This is a genomic window from Stieleria mannarensis, assembly GCF_014154935.1.
Lineage (GTDB): Bacteria > Planctomycetota > Planctomycetia > Pirellulales > Pirellulaceae > Stieleria > Stieleria mannarensis.
Map to the genome: position 1 here is coordinate 1 of NZ_JACEHH010000016.1, position 19,065 is coordinate 19,065.

Annotated in this window: 12 protein-coding genes; 7 read left to right on the plus strand and 5 right to left on the minus strand. The window is 60.3% G+C overall.

Annotation, left to right across the window (positions count from 1 at the left end):
* Together H1B37_RS33370 and H1B37_RS12535 are read left to right on the plus strand one after the other, a co-directional pair.
* On the plus strand, positions 1-331 hold a 331-nt coding region (locus H1B37_RS33370; RefSeq protein WP_220498181.1), incomplete at its 5' end, for a hypothetical protein.
* Between the two features lie 20 nt (positions 332-351).
* The gene (locus H1B37_RS12535) at positions 352-1,329 is read left to right on the plus strand and encodes a linear amide C-N hydrolase (RefSeq protein ID WP_182867010.1); all 978 of its coding nucleotides are present in this window, start codon (positions 352-354) and stop codon (positions 1,327-1,329) included.
* A 38-nt stretch (positions 1,330-1,367) separates the two neighbouring features.
* Here the strand turns inward: H1B37_RS12535 and H1B37_RS12540 are convergent, their stop codons facing one another.
* Together H1B37_RS12540 and H1B37_RS12545 are read right to left on the minus strand one after the other, a co-directional pair.
* Entirely contained in the window at positions 1,368-2,408 is a 1,041-nt protein-coding gene (locus tag H1B37_RS12540; protein WP_182867011.1) for a hypothetical protein, read from the minus strand.
* A gap of 214 nt (positions 2,409-2,622) precedes the next feature.
* On the minus strand, positions 2,623-3,267 hold the full coding sequence (locus tag H1B37_RS12545; protein ID WP_182867012.1) for an RNA polymerase sigma factor: 645 nt from the start codon (positions 3,265-3,267) through the stop codon (positions 2,623-2,625).
* Positions 3,268-3,714: 447 nt separating this feature from the next.
* Here H1B37_RS12545 and H1B37_RS12550 point away from each other — a divergent pair, with 447 nt between their 5' ends.
* Both H1B37_RS12550 and H1B37_RS12555 read left to right on the plus strand, forming a co-directional pair.
* A complete protein-coding gene (locus H1B37_RS12550; protein WP_353620826.1) occupies positions 3,715-5,412 on the plus strand; it encodes a permease in 1,698 nt (565 codons plus the stop codon).
* The gene (locus H1B37_RS12555) at positions 5,399-5,761 is read left to right on the plus strand and encodes a hypothetical protein (RefSeq protein ID WP_286177687.1); all 363 of its coding nucleotides are present in this window, start codon (positions 5,399-5,401) and stop codon (positions 5,759-5,761) included. The genes H1B37_RS12550 and H1B37_RS12555 overlap by 14 nt, the downstream gene beginning before the upstream one ends.
* Positions 5,762-6,029: 268 nt before the next feature.
* Here the strand turns inward: H1B37_RS12555 and H1B37_RS12560 are convergent, their stop codons facing one another.
* Entirely contained in the window at positions 6,030-7,607 is a 1,578-nt protein-coding gene (locus H1B37_RS12560; RefSeq protein WP_182867013.1) for a sigma-70 family RNA polymerase sigma factor, read from the minus strand.
* 83 nt (positions 7,608-7,690) lie between these two features.
* On the opposite strand from H1B37_RS12560, the gene H1B37_RS12565 reads away from it, so the two are divergent.
* From H1B37_RS12565 to araD, 3 genes are all read left to right on the plus strand, one after another.
* Positions 7,691-7,915 (plus strand): hypothetical protein, encoded by a 225-nt coding sequence (locus H1B37_RS12565; protein ID WP_182867014.1) that lies wholly within the window; start codon positions 7,691-7,693, stop codon positions 7,913-7,915.
* A gap of 215 nt (positions 7,916-8,130) precedes the next feature.
* Entirely contained in the window at positions 8,131-11,241 is a 3,111-nt protein-coding gene (locus H1B37_RS12570) for a [protein-PII] uridylyltransferase family protein (protein ID WP_182867015.1), read from the plus strand.
* A gap of 4 nt (positions 11,242-11,245) precedes the next feature.
* Entirely contained in the window at positions 11,246-12,979 is a 1,734-nt protein-coding gene (araD, locus tag H1B37_RS12575; RefSeq protein WP_182867016.1) for an L-arabinonate dehydratase, read from the plus strand.
* Positions 12,980-13,189: 210 nt separating this feature from the next.
* Here the strand turns inward: araD and H1B37_RS12580 are convergent, their stop codons facing one another.
* A complete protein-coding gene (locus H1B37_RS12580) occupies positions 13,190-14,446 on the minus strand; it encodes a DEAD/DEAH box helicase (protein ID WP_286177689.1) in 1,257 nt (418 codons plus the stop codon).
* Between the two features lie 636 nt (positions 14,447-15,082).
* Positions 15,083-18,838 (minus strand): ATP-binding protein, encoded by a 3,756-nt coding sequence (locus H1B37_RS12585; protein ID WP_182867017.1) that lies wholly within the window; start codon positions 18,836-18,838, stop codon positions 15,083-15,085.
* Between the last annotated feature and the right edge of the window lie 227 nt (positions 18,839-19,065).

A 19,065-nucleotide genomic window follows, 5' to 3' on the forward strand; every position in this document is an offset into this window, starting at 1 on the left:
CCAAGAGTTGGACACGCAGCAGCGGATCGGGCGGTTTCGAAATAGTGACTTTACTTTCCGCGGCTCGGTCAACGCGGTCGCTCTGGCATTGAAGATCGAGAAAAGTGGCAATGAGCGGCGATGTTCCCGACTGGCGTTCCGGTCGGAATCGCGAACCAAACGATGCACGCCCAGTTCACGCATTGTTGCGATCGACGGACCCTTCCACCGTTACGACACTTGCCCCTCGTCACCGCCAACCGGTTGGCCTGTAAGCGGTGTGATCGTCATCGTTCGCGCTGCATCACCGAAAACCGGAATTCAACTATTAATCTTTCTTTATGCCGTTTGAAGTGAATGGAGTAATGAGTCGTGTGTACACGTATTTTGTGGAACACCAATGGTTTGATGACGTCCGTCGGGCGAACAATGGATTGGGCGGAATCGACGGAACCGAAGCTCTACGTCTTTCCGCGAGGAATTTCGCGGGATGGCGGTCGGGTCGGGCCGGTTGAGGTCGTCGAGGTGAATCCGGCCAAATGGACTTCGAAGTACGGATCGGTCATTGTTTCCGCCTACGGACTCGCTTCGGTTGACGGGGTGAACGAAGCAGGGTTCGCAACGCACCTGTTGTTCCTCACTGCAACGGATTTTGGACCGCGCGACCCGAACAAAGCGGGTGTTCATGCGGGACTGTGGGGGCAATATCTGCTCGACAACGCTTCCACTGTTGAGGAGGCGTTAAGGCTGATGAAAGAGATTCAACCGATTATGGTCGAGCACGGTGGTTTTAAAACGTCGCTGCATCTGGCGATTGAAGACGCGACGGGAGATTCGGCGATCATCGAATACGTGGATGGGAAACCGACGATCTACCACGGGCCCGAACATCGAGTCATGACAAATGACCCACCCTATAGCGACCAATTGCTGGAACTGGAGAAATGGAATTTCGAGGACGCGACGCGCGAGACGCCGCTGCCGGGAAACGTCAATCCAATCGACCGTTTCGTGCGGGCCAACTACTTCCTGAAGACCCTTCGGAAACCACAGGATGAACGAGCCGCAATTGCGACTGTCTTTTCCCTTGCCCGCAACGCGTCCGTCCCTTTCAATGCACCCTACAAGAATCCCGGAACGATTTACGACACCGAGTACCGTACGGTTGCCAACTTGGACGCGAGGCGGTACTTCTTTGAGCTGACGACCAGTCCAAATGTCATTTGGGTGGACCTTGCCAAGCTGGATTTGTCATCGGGCTCTACCGTGGTGTCCCTCGATCCAGACAATATCGGACTATCGGGAAATGTGAATCAGCGGCTCGAAAGGGTGGCCACGCGACCGTTCTAGGTCATCCAGCGCGAGTCAGTAGAGATTTCAACGCGTTTCTAGCGTTGGACGGAGATCGTGAACGGGGGACGCCAGCTGGGTGACAGGCTGGCGTCGTCGATGTTGACCCCGGCTTCGCTGGCGCCGAGGTGATTGAACAACGGGTGGTCGGGCATCGAATCGAGTGCCTCGGCGCGGATGAATCGAATGCTGCCGTCTTCGTACAGCACGTTGATCCCCTGGCCGCTGTGACTGAAACGCAGCTTGCCGGGATCGTCGGCATGGCTGGCCGGCCCCAGTGGGGCATCGGACATGACGGCGAACGAAGCCCGGGCCTCGAATCGCGGCGACGAGAACCCTTGATCGCCGATCACGCCCAAGGTGTAGGCGTAGTGGCCGCCGGCAAGTTGTTGCACCTGCTTGAGTTCGTTGACCGACATCTGGTGAAGTGATTGCACCGAGGGCAAGGTGGAAAGGGCAACCGATGTCGGTTCGGCCAACGTGGAGTCGCCGACGGGGCTGATCGCCGGCAGGTCTGCCGACGGGCACCAACGCAGCTCGGGTTCGTCCAGCAATCCCGCATCGGCCAGGCGGACCGCAAACATCCCGGCAAAGGCTTCCGGCCCACTCTCGGCGACTTCGGGCAACCGTCCGTGCTCGCTGCGATAAACGTATTGCATCAACGCGTTCCAGTTCCGTCGCAAGCGGTCTTCGCACGCCACCTTTCTGGCTTCGAATCTGCCCGCGGCGATCGTCGGCAACAGCAGTGCCAGCAATGTGGCGACCGACAACAGCCCGCCGATCGAGTCCATCATGTTCCAGCGGTTGCCCCCCGCTCCGGCCTCGCCCGACAAATCCACGTCGGTCAGCATCACCGGGGCCGGCGGTCTGGCTGGGCCGTCCGATGCTTCGCCCATCGGCGGGATGCCGTCGGGGATCGCGGCCAGGGTGCGGGCCAGCAAGTCTTCGCTGGGTCCATCGAAATCGGGTCCATCGACGACGTCATCGCACTGTTCCAGTGGTTCCAGGCAGCGCTGGATTTCTGCGAGCTGTTCACGACCTTCGGGATTGTCGCGCAGCCAATCCGAAACGCGTTGCATTTCGTCCGGCTCAAGCGCTCCGAGTAGGTATCCAAGCAGATCTTCGTGCATCGGCAGGAAATGCGGCGGGCGAGTGAAGGATGGACTCTGCTGCGGATGCAGCGGTTTGCGAGTGTTGCTAAGTCCTACGCACAGTGGCCCGAACCGGTTCGGCGGATGGTTCGGGGCACGTTCCTGGTCCCGCGATTTTACAACATTCGCGCTCCCGGCGTGCTCAATCGCGAGGCGCGGCGTGGGATTCTTCCCACATCACGCCCAATCGCTGGACGGCGGCGTGCAACCGGCTCTTGACGGTGCCGACAGGAATCCCCAGGACTTCGGCGGCCTCGCGGTACTTCAGCCCCTGGTAGTAGACCAGCTGAATCACCTGCTGCATGGGCTGGCCGAGCGATGAAATGGATTCCTTCATCCAATCGCCATTTTCCTGCGATGACGCCGCGATCAAGGGGTCCGGGGTTCCGCCGACTAGTTTTTCGGCCCAGCTGGCATTGCGTTGTTCGCTGTCGTTGGGGGTGCGGTCCAGGCTGACCATGCGGTGCCGTTTGTTGCGGCGCTGGACGTCGATGGCCTGGTTGGTCGCGATCGCATACAGCCAGGGGCGGAAACGCCGCGAAGAGTCAAATTGTTGGCATTTCAGGTGAACTTGCAGAAACGTCCCCTGGAACGCGTCCTCGGCCATCTCGGTGCTGCCGATGTAACGCCGCAGGTAGCTGTAGATTTCACGCTGATAGCGTCCCATCAGCTGGTTGAACAACGATCGATCGCCGGTTTTACGATAGGCGGCCAGCAATGCCTCGTCGCTCAATTCCTCGGTTTCGGTTACCGAAGCGGGGCAGACAGAAGCGGTGGTGGAGGACATGGGCCGAGGTTCCGTTTAATCGGGCAGGTGGTCGAGCAGACAGATGGTTAATGGAAACGAGCGGTCCATAGCACGCGTCAAAAGAGCGAAGAAGCCGCCACTGCGAAGGAATAGGGTGCACGGAATTTCCCCTGCACCGTGGTACGTATTATCGCGCCCGATGGCCCATTCGTCAAAGCGCTTTTTCGCCGAATTGTCGCCTCCGGAGGGGGCGACGGCTGGATGACGGCTGATTTCAGGGATAAAAAGCCAAGGCCCGCATGGTTTTCAGACAGAGCCACTAGCCTTGAGGGACCGTCCCGCTCAGGGCGATCATCGTTTTGTGTACGATGGCCCCTGCCGGGCTGTCGTCCGTGGGACATCGGCGCGACGCCCTCGAAAGGACGTCGTCCATCCATCCCCTTTCACCCCCTTTCGCTGCTGTCCCTTTTTTCCGATGAATCTCTCTTGAACGCATCGAATCGAACGGGTCAACACGCCCATCGCTACGAGTGGTTGACGCCCGGTGATGTGAACGCATTCTTTGGGCTGATGCTGGACAACCTGACCGGCCTGTTTCTGGTGGTCATCCTGTTGGGAGGGTTCGGGTTTCCCACCGATTTCGCAATCTCTGCCTTGGTCCCCGGCACGGCCTTGGGCGTCTTGGTCGGCGACCTGGCGTTCGTTTACTTTGCGTTCCGGTTGGCCAGGGAGAAACAGTCCAGCGACGTGACGGCGATGCCGCTGGGGCTGGATACGCCCAGCGTGTTCGGCGTTTGTCTATTGATCCTGGGTCCGGCCTATCGTCAAGGCATCGATGCGTTGGGGTTGTCACAGATGGACGCGGCCTACCGGACTTGGCACATCGGAATCTGGTGCATCGTGATGAGCGGTGTGCTGAAACTGGCGTTGGCACCGGCGTCCAACTGGGTGCGCCGGGTGGTGCCGCGGGCGGGGTTGTTGGGGTCGCTTGCCGCAATCGCGTTGGCGCTGATCAGTTTCTTGCCGCTGGCCGAAATCCTGGGTCGGCCGCTGCCGGGGCTGGTCGCATTGGCGATCGTGCTGACGACGTTGATCGCCCGCGTGCCGCTTCCCGGGCGAGTGCCGGGAACGCTGGGGGCGCTGCTGGTCGCCGGTCTGATTTATTATCTGATGTGTGGATTGGGGATCGAGGGGTACCACTTTCCCACGCTCAGCACGATCGAGTGGTTTCCGACGCGGTGGATGCAATGCTGGGACGGTAGCTGGATCTCGGCCTGGTCGGAGGCGCTGCCTTACCTGCCCATCGCGCTGCCGTTTGCGATCGCCACGGTCGTCGGCGGAATTGATTGCACCGAGAGCGCCGCGGCGGCCGGGGATTCCTATCACACGCCGACGGTGATCGGTGTGGAAGCGGTGGCGACGTTGCTGGCCGGATTGTGCGGCGGAGTGATTCAGACGACGCCCTACATCGGACACCCGGCCTACAAGGCGATGGGCGGACGCGCCGGGTACACGCTGGGGACGGCACTGGTGATCGGGTCGGCGGGGCTGATCGGATACTTCACGTTCCTCAACGACATCATCCCCAAGCCCGCCGTGCTGCCGATCCTGGTGTTTATCGGGTTGGAGATCACGGCGCAAAGTTTTTCGGCGACACCCAAGCGGCATTACGCGGCGGTGGCGATCGCATGTTTGCCGGCACTGGCTGCCTTGGTGGTCAACTTCAGCGGTCAAGTCCTCGGCGATCAAGCGATGCGCAACGCCGGCGTCGGACTGTCGGATCTGAGTCCCGTGTTTCAAGAGAATTTTGCGACCATTTCGATGCTGGCCAGCGGGTTCATCTTGACCAGCTTGCTGTGGGCTTGGGGGTTGGCCGCATCGATCGATCGCAACCTGCGGACCGCGGGGATCGTGTTTCTGGTTTGCGCGGTATTTACACTGTTCGGCCTGATGCATTCGCCGCTGGAAGGCAGCCGGTTGTTTTTGCCGCTGGGGCCGGCGAGTTGGGAGGTGATCGTGTTGGCGGAGGAAAGCCGGGCGAAGGTGTTCGAGTTTGCCGCCGGTTACGCGGTCGTCGGCGTGATGTTGTTGGTATGGCGGCGTTGGATTCCCGCGTCGGATGCTGGGCTGGCCGAAGTGAACGATCCAACGGGACAAGATTGGGAGAACGATGCGGCGCACTGACCGACCAGACGATCAAAAAGCGCTGGGCGACGTGCGCCGGGCGATGGCGTTGGCGATGTCGATCACGATGTTGATTGCGGCGTTGTTGGCGTGGTGGTTTGCCAGCGACAGCACCGGAACGTTTGTCGCCGCAGCGTGCGGCCGGATCGGGTTGGTGTTGGGGGCGCTGTGGCTGGCATGGCCGTCGCTGAAACGTCCGGCGAAATGGCTGCCGGCTAGTGCGCCGGTGATCGGAGTGATCGCCCTGGTCGTGCTCGCCGCCCAGCCGCGGCTGATCATTCCGGCGATCCCGATTGTGGGTGGATTGATCACGGTGTCGGCGTTAGCCCGAGCGTTTCGACGGAAGTGAGGCTAGGTCTGTCGCTGGGAAGGGGGAAGAAGATGGGCCTCGTCGAACAGCCAGCTTGACGTGGTTGGCCGGTGGGGATTAGGGGCAGATGGCAGAATGATGGGGGCAAAACGATGGGGGCAAAACGATGAGTTGGCCGATCGGGTGAGACGTAATCAGCGGAAGGTGGTGCGACGCCCTTTCTAGCCGGTTCGGGTAAAGTCCAGTCGACGACAGCCCGGAAGGGCCATCGTGCGGGGAATGATCACCCTAATCTGGCAGCGTCCGTTTAGACCACCTCGTTGCCTTCGATCAGTGCCATGTCGGCTCCGTCGAGGAAGCTGGCCAGCGATCGGGCTCGATAGGGTTGTTGCAGTTTACGAACCGCTTTGCTTTCGATTTGGCGGACGCGTTCGCGAGTGACTTGGAAGATCCGTCCGACTTCTTCCAGCGTGTAGGTGTAACCGTCGGCCAGGCCGTATCGCAGTCGCAAGATTTCACGCTCTCGATAGTTCAGCGTTTCCATGGCCAGGTCGATTTGAGCCTTCAGGGCTTGGCGGTTGGTTTCCAACAACGGGTCATCGTCGCGGTGGTCTTGCAGAAATTCACCGAACACGCTGTCTTCGTGGTCGCCGACGGGTTGATCCAACGACAACGGCTGGCGGCTCATTTTCAGGATCACGCGGGTATCGTCCAGGCTCAGGCCGCTGCGGGCACAGACCTCTTCGGCCGTCGGTTCGCGTCCGTTCTCTTGAACCAGGTCACGGGTGATTTGACGGATCTTGTTCATCGTGTCGATCATGTGAACCGGGACACGAATCGTGCGGCTTTGGTCTGCGATCGCACGGGTGATCGCTTGGCGAATCCACCAGGTCGCGTAGGTGCTGAACTTGTAGCCGCGGGCGTGTTCGAATTTGTCGACCGCACGCATCAGTCCGGTGTTGCCTTCTTGGATCAGGTCCAAGAAGGACAGGCCGCGGTTGCGATACTTTTTGGCGATCGAAACCACCAGTCGCAAGTTGCCTGCCGACAAGACGCGTTTGGCCGCTTCGTAGTCTTCGCGAAGGGCTTCGCACGACGACACGCGTCGGCCCAACGTCTTGGGCGATTCGTAGGTCATCCGCATCAGGTAGCTCAATTCGCTGCGGAGTTCTTTTTCCGACGGCATGCCGGGCAGATCGGTCGGCGAACCTTCTTGCAGTTGTTTGCGGATTTCGTTCATCCGCCGTGAAGACTTCTGAAGCTTTTGGAAGATCGGCTGCAGTTTTCCGGTGCGAAGGTTCATTTCTTCGACCAAGCGGACGGCCTTGTTGCGGCGGATCACCAGGTTTTTCCAGGCCGCACGGCGTTGACGCATCGGCAGGCGTTTGTTGATCGCGGTGAAGTAATCCACCTTGTTCTGGCTCAACAGGTGTTCGAGCGTGCGAACGTTGGGGACGATCCGCTTCATGATCGCCTTCTTTTCAACCGCGTTGGTCACGCTGACTTCGATCGTGCGATCCAGTCGCAGCTGTTTGTCGCGGACTTGTTGCAGCAGTTTGAGCGAGCCCTGCAACATAAAATCGGTCGCGAGCATGCAGTGGCGGTACTTGTCACGGGTCTTTTCAATCTGCTTGGCCGCCGAAACCTCTTGGTCGCGGGTCAGCAAGGGGATTTGGCCCATTTGCATCAAGTACATTCGCACCGGGTCTTCGGTGGGATCGGCTTCGGATTCCATTTCGTCGGCGATGCCGCGGGCGTCTGCAGGGGCCTCCTCCAGGTGATCGTCGGCGAACTCTTCGCCCATCACCCGGGAGCGTCGGTCGACCGATTCTTCGGCTGCAAAGGCGTCGTCTTGTAAGCTGCGTCCGCTAATCCTGGTACCCATCAACATCGTCTCCTCTGATCCCGGCTTGGAATATTCGGTTTGGTCCGGGAGGGGTACAGCATCAAGGATGCCGGCCCCCGTTGATGAGAACGTATATGGCATTGCAAGTCGTTTGTGGGGTTGGGGTTGCGTTAATGACGCTGGCGTCGGTCGAGGGCGGAGTGTTGCAAAAAGCCCACGAAGGGGCGTCGCAAAAACTCAACGGAGGTGGCAACATTGGGCCTCCGGACGCCGGCAGCGAGTGGTTGCAGCGGGGCCGCTGGTTCGGCGGACAAATCTGGTCGCGTTCCCCCTGGCCGAGCCGGTGATGTTCAAATGTAGGTCACCGGACACGCACTTAACGGAAAACCCTCAGGAATTTAGACTAGGGAGTCCACGGAGAGTTCCCCAGCTTTTTCGCGACGCGGTACGGTTCGGTTGAATCGTGACGCGGAAGCGAGGGGGGGCTGAGTTGGCACGGCGGTAGGCGCTTCCAGATAGTTTTCGATTCCTCGTTCCTGACGATTCCCACGTGAAGCCGCCCATGTCGTCTTCGACCGACCAACCTTCCGACCACCCAGGCCCCGACGGACACGACGGCTCCGCGTTCGATTGGATCGATGTCAATCGCGTCGACGATTGGGCCACGACACGCCATCATCTCGATTCGATTTGGAATTGTGGTGCACCGGCGGATCTTTTGGACCTGCTGCGTGTTCGTTTGCAGCGTCATTTCGAAGATCTGGACGAGCTCGACGCGACGATCATGAACTTGGATCGTTTTATCGCGGCCAGTCGTTCGCCGACCTCGCTGCTATCCTTGTTCGAGCGTGACGAGGTGGCGTTGTCGGCGCTGTTGCAGATCTTTGCGACCAGCCAAACGTTGGCCAATCGTTTGATCGCCGACCCGGAAAGTTTTGACTTGATGCGGGCCAGCGATGGTCAGCCTGCCGAGCGAAAGTTCTTGGTGGACGAATTGGTCGCCGAGCTCGAAATGCTGGACAGCCCCAATCGGGCGGCGCTTGCGATTCGCAAATTCACCAGTCGTGAAATGGTGCGGATCGCCTATGGCGAATTCGTCCGCGATCTGAGCCCGGATCACGTCGGCCAGCAATTGGCGTTTGTCGCCGACGCCGTCTTGGAGGCGGCGCTGGAATTTGTGCTGCGACGCCAAGCCGAACGACTCGGCTTGCCGCGCCGCATCGACGGCCAGAGCGTCCAGTTGGCGGTGATCGGTTTGGGGCACTTGGGCGGAACCGAAATGGGATACGGCAGCCCCTTGGAATTGATGTTTTTGTACGATTCGATCGAAGAAAAGAACGAATCGCATCGCGAGTTCGTCCGCCAAGTGGTCGCCGATGTGATCGCGCTGGTCAGTTCCGAAGACGCCGCGGCACTGAACATCGCGATCGACACGTCGTTTCGACCGCTGGGCGATGACGTCGTCATCGGCAGCAGTTCGCTGACGGCCCGGCGATTGGAGTCCGAAGGACGGACCTGGCAGCGGATCAAATTGACCAAGGCACGCGTGGTCGCCGGCACGCATCAGTTGGGCCAGGATTTCCTGAGCCGATTGGAGCCTTGGATTTACCGCCGCTTTATGAGCCGCCAAGATTTCGCCGATGTGCGTTCGCTGCGACGCAAACTGCAACGCCGTTTTGATTCGCAGCAGACCGAAGGCGATGACGTCTTGATGGCGCCCGGCGGTCGGCGTGACATCGAGCTGATGATCCAGTTTCTGCAACTGTTGCACGGCGGAGAAATCAAATCCGTCCGCGTCGGCAGCACCGCCGAAGCGATCGATGCACTCGAGAGAGAAGGTTGCCTGACGCACCAGGAAGGCAGTTTGTTGTCCAAGGGCTACGCCAGACTTTGCCGATTGCAGCACCAGTTGTCGGTCATGTTCGGGCGTTCGACCAGCTGTTTGCCCAACGACGATTTGATGCGTCGACGTGTTGCCTGGCATCTGGGCATTCGCGACGCCCAGGGGCGTGCCGGCGATTTGGAGCGTTTCCAGTCGCAGTTGCGCGAGACGTTCCAGTTGAACCGCAAAGTGCTCAATCACCTGATGGTCGAAGCCCCTCGGGGTGACGATTCGGATTCGCCAGAAGACTTTGCCATCGAAACCGAGCTGGTGCTCGATCCGTCGCCGGATCCGGAACTGGTTCGCCAGACCCTGTCGCGTCACGCCTTGCGCGATCCCGAACGCGCGATGGATCACATCCGATCGCTGGCCACCGAATCGATTCGCTTCCTTTCGGCCAGACGCTGTCGTCATTTCTTTGCCTCGCTGGCGCCGCACCTGTTGGCGGAGATCGCCAAAACACCCGATCCCGATCGCACGCTGATCACGCTGGCCGAAGTGGCTGATTCGATCGGCGGCAAATCCAGCTTGTGGGAATTGTTCGGCACCAACCGGGCAACCATGCAGTTGATGATTCGGATGTGTGCGGCGACGCCGTATCTGAGCAACATCTTGATCGAGATGCCGGGCATGATCGACGAATTGATCGATTCGCTGTTGATGAACCGGTTGCCTTCGGCCGAGCGGCTGGACGCGCGTTCGAGTGATCTGTGTCGGCGTGCCAGCGACATCGACGTGGTGTTGCACGGTTTCAAAAACAGCGCGCATCTGATGATCGGCGTGCGGGATATTTTGGGCAAGGAGTCGGTGCAAGCCACGCATCGATCGCTGGCCGACACGGCGGAAGCCTGTGTGCGACGCGTCGCCGAGTACGAACAGGAACAGCTGGCGTTGCGCTTCGGTGATCCGGTCGGTGCCAATGGTCAACCGGCAGAGTTGTTGGCGGTGGCGTTGGGGAAATTTGGCGGCCGCGAGCCGAATTACCACAGCGATCTGGATGTCGTTTTCTTGTACACCGGCGACGGGCAAACCGAACGCCGTATCGGTGGGCCGCGCAAAACGATCACCAACGCCCAGTTCTTTAATCAGCTCACTTCGGCGATCATGACGCGGATCAACCGACCGGGCGAATACGGGCGGTTGTACGAATTGGATGGTCGGTTGCGGCCCACCGGCGAAGAAGGCGTCCTGGCGGTTTCTCTGGATCAGTTCACCAACCGATTCCAACGCAACATGGCGCCGCTGTGGCAACGGCTGGCGCTGTGCAAGGCCCGCGTGATTTCCGGATCGCGTCACGTTCGGCGGCACGCCGGCGAAACCATGCTGCGGATCTTGGCCGCAACGCAATGGCGACCGTCGATGGCCCAGGAGATCCGCGAGCTGCGTTTACGGATGGAAAAGACCGCCAGCGAAGAAAACTTGAAACGCGGCGTCGGCGGAACCGTCGATGTCGAGTTCATCGCCCAGAGGTTGACGCTTCAGCACATCAGCCAACATCCCGAGGTGCATGCCACCGGCACCATCGACTCCTTGCAACGCTTGTCCGACGCGGGGCTTTTGTCGGCGGACATTTCGCTGCGGCTGATCAACAATTATCGGACCCTGCGCCGCGTCGAAGCGAACCTGAGGCTGATGAATGTTTCCGCCCGGCACGAATTGCCGGATAAAGAATCGCAGATGCGGGATCTGGCGTTTTTGATGAACGAATCCGATCCGAAAATGAACGAAGCGTTGGTCCAGCAAGCCCGGGCCAGTAACCGTAAACTATTCAACGAGTTGTTTGACGACTGACACCATGCCCCAAAACTCTTCCCACGATCCGACACGTCTGCGTTCCCACCGTTGGTTCGGTCCCGACGACATGCGATCCTTCGGTCATCGTTCACGACTCAAGGGCATGGGGTTTGACGACATTGATTACCAGAACCGACCGGTCGTCGCGATCCTGAACACTTGGAGCGAGCTGAATACCTGTCATTCACACTTTCGCGATCGCGCCGACGAGGTCCGCCGTGGGATTCTGCAATCGGGCGGGTTCCCGGTCGAAGTGCCCGTGATGTCGTTAGGCGAAATGTTGATGAAGCCCACGACCATGCTGTACCGCAATCTGCTGGCGATGGAGGTGGAGGAGGTCCTGCGCTGTCACCCGATCGATGCGGCAGTGTTGATGGGGGGCTGTGATAAAACCGTTCCGGCGATGTTGATGGGGGCCATCAGTGCTGATATCCCATCGATCTTTCTGCCCGCCGGACCGATGTTGAAGGGACGCTGGAAGAACGAGACACTCGGCAGCGGCAGCGACGTTTGGAAGTATTGGGACGAACGGGTCGCCGGCAACCTGTGTGACCAGGATTGGAAGGGCATCGAAAACTGTATCGCTCGTTCGGCCGGGACCTGCATGACGATGGGGACCGCCAGCACGATGGCCGCGGTGACCGAAGCGATGGGGATGTCGCTCGGCGGGGCCGCCTGTGTTCCCGCGGTGTTTGCCGATCACAGTCGGCTGGCCACCCAGACCGGTCGCCGTGCGGTGGACATGGCGTGGGAAAACCTCAAACCTTCGGACATCCTCACGCGTCAATCGATCGAAAACGCTTTGATGGCTTCACTGGCGATCGGCGGCAGCACCAATGCGATCGTTCACCTGATTGCGATCGCCGGACGGTTGGGCATTGAACTGACGCTGGATCATTTCGACGAACTGTCGCGGACGACTCCGGTGCTGGGCGATATTCGTCCCGGCGGACGGTTTTTGATGGAGGACTTTTACAACGCCGGCGGTCTGCCGGCGCTGCTGGCGCGAATCAGCGATCTGCTGCACACCGACTGTCGCACCGTCGGCGGTGGAACGTTGGGGTCGCAAATCGAAGGTGCCGAAGCGATCGACGACGAAGTCATACGCACGCGTGAAAACCCGGTCTCGGCCGCCGGAGGCACCTGTTTATTGAAGGGCAACTTGGCGCCCAATGGTTGCGTGATCAAATCGATCGCCGCCGATCCGAAGCTGTTGACTCACCGCGGGCCGGCACTGGTCTTTGACGACTATCCGCAGATGAAGGCGACGCTCCATGACCCCGATTTGGACGTCACCGCCGACAGCGTTCTGATCCTTCGCAACGCCGGTCCGCTCGGCGCACCGGGCTTTCCGGAATGGGGCATGCTGCCGATCCCCAAGAAACTGTTGCAAGCCGGCGTCCGGGACATGGTGCGGCTGAGTGACGCGCGGATGAGCGGCACCAGCTACGGAACTTGCGTGCTGCATATCGCACCCGAAAGTGCCGCCGGCGGACCGTTGGCACTCGTCGAAACCGGCGACGAAATCGAAATCGACGTGCCCAATCGAGGGATCCATTGGCATGTCAGCGACGATGAGATTGATCGTCGACGCCAATCCAAAGACTTGGGCACGCTGCTGCCCGAGCGCGGCTACGGGCACCTGTATGCCAAGCACGTCACCCAGGCCGACCGGGGCTGCGATTTCGATTTCCTCGAAGGCCGTTCGCCGGGCCAAGAACCCGGGATTCATTGACGCAGCCGTGGGACAGGTCTTCTCGTATGCCGCCGCAGCTTGGTTCTCGCGTAGCGGAACTCGCCAAGAGTTTCGCACTGGCGCGGCGACGACAAACCGGGGAACCGAAAGCCTTGGCGGCTTCCGCTACGATACGAGCCCGATAACGAAGCTGGGGTAGACTGCGAGTGCTGCGACGACAGGCTGGAAGCCTATCCCACTGGCGTTGGCTTACGCCTTTGCGGTCGCGCGGCGTTTGTTCCAGCCGCCTTTGGCATAGCGTTTCTTGTGGTGAGGTCGCGATCCGTTGCGGCCGTTCGGCTTGCGCGATGCCGTCGCGTTGCCGGTCGGCTCGCTCAGCTTCGCGCCCGGGTTTTGGACTCGCAAGGGTTGGCCGATCAGTTTCTCGATCTCGCGAAGCTTGTCGCGCTCATCCGCGGTGCAAAACGAAATCGCGATGCCTTCGGCGCCGGCGCGGCCGGTTCGACCGACGCGGTGGACATAGCTTTCCGGATCGACCGGCATGTCAAAGTTGACGACGTGGGTGACGTCATCGATGTCGATCCCGCGTGCGGCGACGTCGGTCGCGACCAGGACGGAGATGCGGTTGTCACGAAACGCGCCGAGTGCTTTCTGGCGGGCCGACTGGCTTTTGTTGCCGTGGATGGCGACCGCGCTGATGTCGTTCTTTTCCAACTTGCGCGTCAACGCGTTGGCGCCATGCTTGGTGCGGGTGAAGACGATCGAGCGAATCACGTCGCCACCACGAAGCACCTTGACCAGGCGGTCCACTTTCTCGCTTCGTTCCATCATCCGGACACTTTGATCGATCTTGGCGACGCTTTTTGTTTTCGGCGTCACGTTGACTTGGAACGGGTTGAACAACAACTTGTCGGCCAGTTGACGGATTTTCGGCGGCATGGTCGCGGAAAAGAACAGCGACTGACGATCGTCGGGCAACTTGGCGATGATTTTGTTGATCGCCGGCATGAATCCCATGTCCAACATTCGGTCGGCTTCGTCCAGGACCAGGATTTCCACGTCGGAAAGCTGCACGTGGCCTTGGTCCATCAGATCGATCAGTCGCCCCGGGGTGGCGACCAAGACGTGGGCGCCTTTTTTCAACGAACGCACTTGTTCATTCTGCCCCACACCGCCGTAAACCAGGGTCTGGCGAAATCGGACATGTTTTCCGTAGGTGTGAAAACTTTGTCCGATTTGAATGGCCAGCTCACGGGTCGGTGCCAGGACGAGCACCAGCGGACATCCCGACGCGGCGCGGGGGGCGTCATGGCCCAGGTAGTCCAGGATCGGCAGCGCGAACGCGGCGGTCTTGCCGGTGCCGGTTTGGGCGCAACCCAAGACGTCTTTGCCTTCGACGGCGGCAGGGATCGTTTGTGCTTGAATCGGGGTCGGGACGGTGTAGTCCAGTTCGGCCAATCGTTTTTCCAGCGGCCGGTACAATTCCATTTCTTGAAATGATTTCAACGTTCGTCTCTTCAGTCGTTTGGGGAGGTGCGGAAACCATTCGTCCGCAAGATCCCGATGTGTGTTGATTGGCCGAATCTCGATAGACCGGCTCGGTGTTTCGATGCATGGCCGGCCAATCGGATCGTCCTTTCACGACGTACCGCGGGCATTCACTGCAATGCTCGATTCGCTCCCGGGCAAACAAGAAAGTCCCGGGGAGGGTTGCATCGGTTGATGCAATCAGCATTCAAAGAGCGGCCACCGTGGCCGAATGAAGGCAGCAAGGAGGGGGGCGTCTTCGCTCCAGTGGAAGATCGCACAGCGGGCCGCCGAGCATCCAGCTCAACTTGATCGGCTCGCGTCGGCCAGCAAACGTCGGTGACGTTTCTCGTTTTGATCTGGCCGGTTTTGATAGTGCAGCGAGCGCCTTGTTCGTCTCACTGATGCCGCAAGCGTACACGCGCCGTAAGGAACGGCCAACATGAATTCGGAGGAGATTTGCCGAATGTCGCGGATTGTCCCCTTGTGCGGTGACTATTCAGAGGATCAACAGGACTTCTGGGACACTGACGTCCCGTTTGTCCCGTTTGTCCCGTGTGTCTCATTGAGTTCTGACGATTCAGGTCCCGCAGCGTTTTCGGTCAGCAGGGTGGGTTAGGACACCGCCGGGCTCAAATGATCCGGTGCCGGTCGCGGCGGGGCGACGGTGTAGAGCCGTTCCAGTTTTTCGGGGCATTGGACGTGATGGTTGACCATTTGTTGGCACAACGCGTCGGCGTCGGCTTCCGCCTTGATGCAGTTCAACAAGCCGTCTTCGGCTGCCAGTTGATAGGGGAACAGGCCTTGCCGGCTGGCCAGTTCCGCCGCCCGCCGAAACGCCTCGATCGCTTCTTCGGGCGCGTCGGATAAACGCCGCTCAATGCCGCCGAGCAGTGCCGCGAGCATCTGAGCATACTCCGACGGCAGATTGGACAATCGACGCAAGCAGTTGGCGACCACGGCGGGATCCGTCAGCGGATCGTCGGATTGTTGATCGCGGAGGTGCAGCGAAACCAGTGCGGTCAGGTGGTCCAAGCAGACTCGCACCAAAGGCATCCGCCGGATCGGCGATTCGCCGATGGATTGTCGCATTTCGATCACCTGCCGCGAGGCCGAATCGAACTTCGCCAGGTAGATCGATTGCTGGACCGATTGCACCCACTGGAAGAAGTGGATCAGTTCCATTCGTCCCGTGTCGGTCATGATGCGACCGTTGTCCTCGCATCGCTGTCGCAGTTCATCGACATTGTCGGTCAAAAGAAACGCGTTGCCGCTGAACCCGACCGTTGCGACCAGCTGTTGATAGGAGTCGTTGCGGCGTCGGGCGTCATCGACCATCTCGTGGGCCATCGATCGCATCGTGTCCCAGCGTCCCAGGTGCCATTCGGACCACAGCCGCAACCATCGGGTGCGAGCGATTTCGAACCGCAGGGGTTTTTCGTCGGCGATGTAATCGACGATGCAGGCGTCGACGGCATCGGGAACGGCGCCCCACCGCATTGTCAAAGTTTCAACGAACGCGATCGCCGAGCGGATTTCAGCGGTCGACTTGCCGGCCGGTTGGGCATCTGCGCGAGCCAACATGTCGTCGAGCGCGTCACGATTTTGCTGCGCGGAGTCGATCTTGCGGCCGCAGAGCATCACGGACCAGATTTGGGCCATCGCGCCCTGGTGAATTCGGTCATTCATCGAGCCATGCTCCAGGGCGCATCGGGCGCCGTGCAGCACCAGCCGCATTGTGCCTTGAAAGTCCAACATCGCCATCGAGCGGCTGATTTCATTGCAAAAGTGCAGCTCGCATGCTTCGGTGGAATCGGCAACGTCGTTGGACGCATGGGGCGTTGCCTGATCCTCGGCATCGGCCAGCGGGGCGGCGTCCGGCGGAGGTGTTTCGATCAGGTTGACTTCCCCCAGGTCGCGCAGCCGCGCGGCCAACTGGGAAAGTTCCGCGCGGTCATCGAGTGATGGGCGCTCGGAACTGGGGGCGAGATGGATGTCAAATCGGCCCGCCAGATCGGCCAACAGCGGGCGAGCGCGATCCATTTGCCCGCTGCGAACAAGCAACTGGAGCGCCAGGGTTTGAAACCGCAGGCGTTCGTGCAGATCGGTCGACGACTCGGAAAGCGTCAGGTAGTGCTGGGCGGCTTTTTCCGGCAGGTCGGCCTCGTGGAAACAGCGTGCGGCATCGCGGAGGTGTTTTTCACGGGCATCCCCGGCGACCTGCCGCAGCACTTTCTCATGCCACTCCCCGGCCTCCGATTTGGCGAACGCGCGGTCGGCGTTTTCGGCGGCCATGATCGCGAACGGCAGCGCGGCGCCGTCCTGGTCGGCGGCGTAATAGTGGCCGGCGATTCGCGCCGCGAAGTCGCGTGGCCGATTCAGTTTCGATAGCAGGTCCGCCCAGGCCAGATGAGCTTGGTGCAGTTCGTCCCGGTCGAGGTTCTCGATCAAACCGTCGGCGATCTTGTCGTGGACGACCGTGATGCACTCGGTGCCGGTGGCATCGTCATTGACCAGGCGCTGATTGACCAATTCAACGATGGAGACGTCGACTCGGTCGCCATGCCCGGTCAAGTCCGCGAGTTGGCTGATCGAGACCGGGGCGGCGGCGGTCACGATGAACGCCAGAATCGACTTCGCATCGTCGCTCAATCGTTCAAACCGGGCGCGCCAGAGCCGATCGACATCGCCGAGATTCGAGTTGGCGGCATCGTTGGATTCTTCGACCTGGTGCAGCATGCCTTCGGGGCGAAACTCTTCGGCCAGCTCTTGCAATCGAAAGGCGTTGCCGCGGGCGACTTCGATCAGTTCTTGCAGGCCCGCCGGATTGATGTTGGCGTCCCAGCGTGTTGCCGCCGTCTGCAAGAACGCGAGCGCCGCGTCGGCCGGCAGCGGGCCGACGTAAACGCGTTCGTCGGCCGGTTGGCGTTGATTGGTTTCTGGGTTTCGCGACGACGTGATGATCCCCAACGATCCGTCGGTGTCCTTCTGCAGTTCGTCCCAGACCGTGTTGCTGTCGTGATCGGACCACTGGGCGTCGTCGATGATGATGATCAATGGGCCGACTTTCCGCAGTTCACGGCTCAATCGCGATGCCGCCGAAAGCGCGTCCAATCGTTCCGGCGCCGCGGAGAACAGTCCCGATGTTTCGGCCAGATCCGTGACGATCACGTGTCGCAATTGGGGAAAGGAGTGGATCAAGATCGACGCGCTGACCGGATCCAGTTTCAGCGATTCGCGATCGGTGCGCGCGTACCGCTGGGCGATCTGGTCGGCGATCTGGTCCAACACCTGTAGCGTTTGGTTTTCACGCGACCGGCATTTGACGCGGAACACCTGGCCCCAGTTGTTCTGTCGCAATTGCCGCTCGAGCTCATCGAGCAAACGTGTCTTGCCGGCGCCGGCTTCGCCGTGAATATGAAGTCGGCCGGTGCGGCCGCGGTAGATCTCGCGGATCCATCGCTGGCACTGTTCCAGTTCCCGTTCGCGGCCGAACAGGTGGTGGGTCGTGACCAGCCGGATCGGATTGTCATCGGTTTTGGTCATCGCCACCAATTCCAGTGACGAAGGGCGTTTGGTGCGGTCGGCGCTCAACATCCCTGCGACCGCCATCCGCAGCAGCGGCGGGATGTCCTCGTTCATACCCGAAACGGCATCGGCGATCGTTTGCTCGTCTTCATCCCGCACCCAGTCGGCGAAGTCGCCCTGACGCAGCCACTGGTCGCTTCCAGAGATCTCGTTCAAGCAATCCAGCATCACCAAGCCCAGGCTGAACACATCGCCGGCCGGTGTGTAGCTTTGTTCCCACAAGGCTTCCGGAGAGAAATAACGCGGCGTCCCGGCGATGTAGGGACGCAAGCCGTCGGGATCGGTTTCCGGATCGCAGTTGGCCACCAAGCCATAGTCCACGATCACCCCGTGACCGTTATTGCGGACCATCAAGTTGGTCGGTTTCAAATCGCGATGCACCAAACCGCCGAAGTGCATGACGGCCAGCCCCACGGCGTAGTCGTGCAGCAACGAATGGAGCCGGCGATAGGCGTCCTGCGGAGGCAAGTCCTTCATCCGCAACGCCGCCGAATACAACGTCTCGCCCTCGATCTCCTCCATCGACAACACCGTGTGCTTCTCGATGATCTCGATCCGGTCGGTGCGCAGCAGGCAAGGGTGTCGAAACGGCGTCATGCGGCGAAAACCCAACTTGTTGCGATACAAGTCGTGCGACGACATGCGGCACAGCAGCTTGAGCGCGCAGCGCCGCTTGGCCAACAAGTCATCTGCCGAATAGACGAACCCCGCTTTGCCGCGACCGATCAGCCCACGAATGCGAAAATCGCCGAACCGCTGCCCCGCCTTGAGCGGAGAACGCATGCTCGATTCGAGCGAGTTGGACAAACGCGTTTCGTCGTTGCGGGACGGGCGACCGAAGGTTTCGTCGGACGGATTCGCAGAAGGATTCTCGGGAGGTGCATCCATCGCTGTGGCGCTGGCAACATGCTCGGGAAATTCGGCGCGAGTTCATTCGTTGGGGCGAAAACGCGACTTCGCCCCACGATAGCCCTCTTGGCTCTGACTTTTCCTGCCTCAAAGTTCGATGG

Excerpts from the sequence above, each read along its gene's own strand:
- H1B37_RS12540 (WP_182867011.1), bottom strand. The coding sequence starts at position 2,408 with ATGCAACGCGTTTCGGATTGGCTGCGCGACAATCCCGAAGGTCGTGAA.
- H1B37_RS12545 (WP_182867012.1), bottom strand. The coding sequence starts at position 3,267 with ATGTCCTCCACCACCGCTTCTGTCTGCCCCGCTTCGGTAACCGAAACC.
- H1B37_RS12555 (WP_286177687.1), top strand. The coding sequence starts at position 5,399 with ATGCGGCGCACTGACCGACCAGACGATCAAAAAGCGCTGGGCGACGTG.
- H1B37_RS12560 (WP_182867013.1), bottom strand. The coding sequence starts at position 7,607 with ATGGGTACCAGGATTAGCGGACGCAGCTTACAAGACGACGCCTTTGCA.
- H1B37_RS12565 (WP_182867014.1), top strand. The coding sequence starts at position 7,691 with ATGAGAACGTATATGGCATTGCAAGTCGTTTGTGGGGTTGGGGTTGCG.
- H1B37_RS12570 (WP_182867015.1), top strand. The coding sequence starts at position 8,131 with ATGTCGTCTTCGACCGACCAACCTTCCGACCACCCAGGCCCCGACGGA.
- araD (WP_182867016.1), top strand. The coding sequence starts at position 11,246 with ATGCCCCAAAACTCTTCCCACGATCCGACACGTCTGCGTTCCCACCGT.
- H1B37_RS12585 (WP_182867017.1), bottom strand. The coding sequence starts at position 18,838 with ATGCGTTCTCCGCTCAAGGCGGGGCAGCGGTTCGGCGATTTTCGCATT.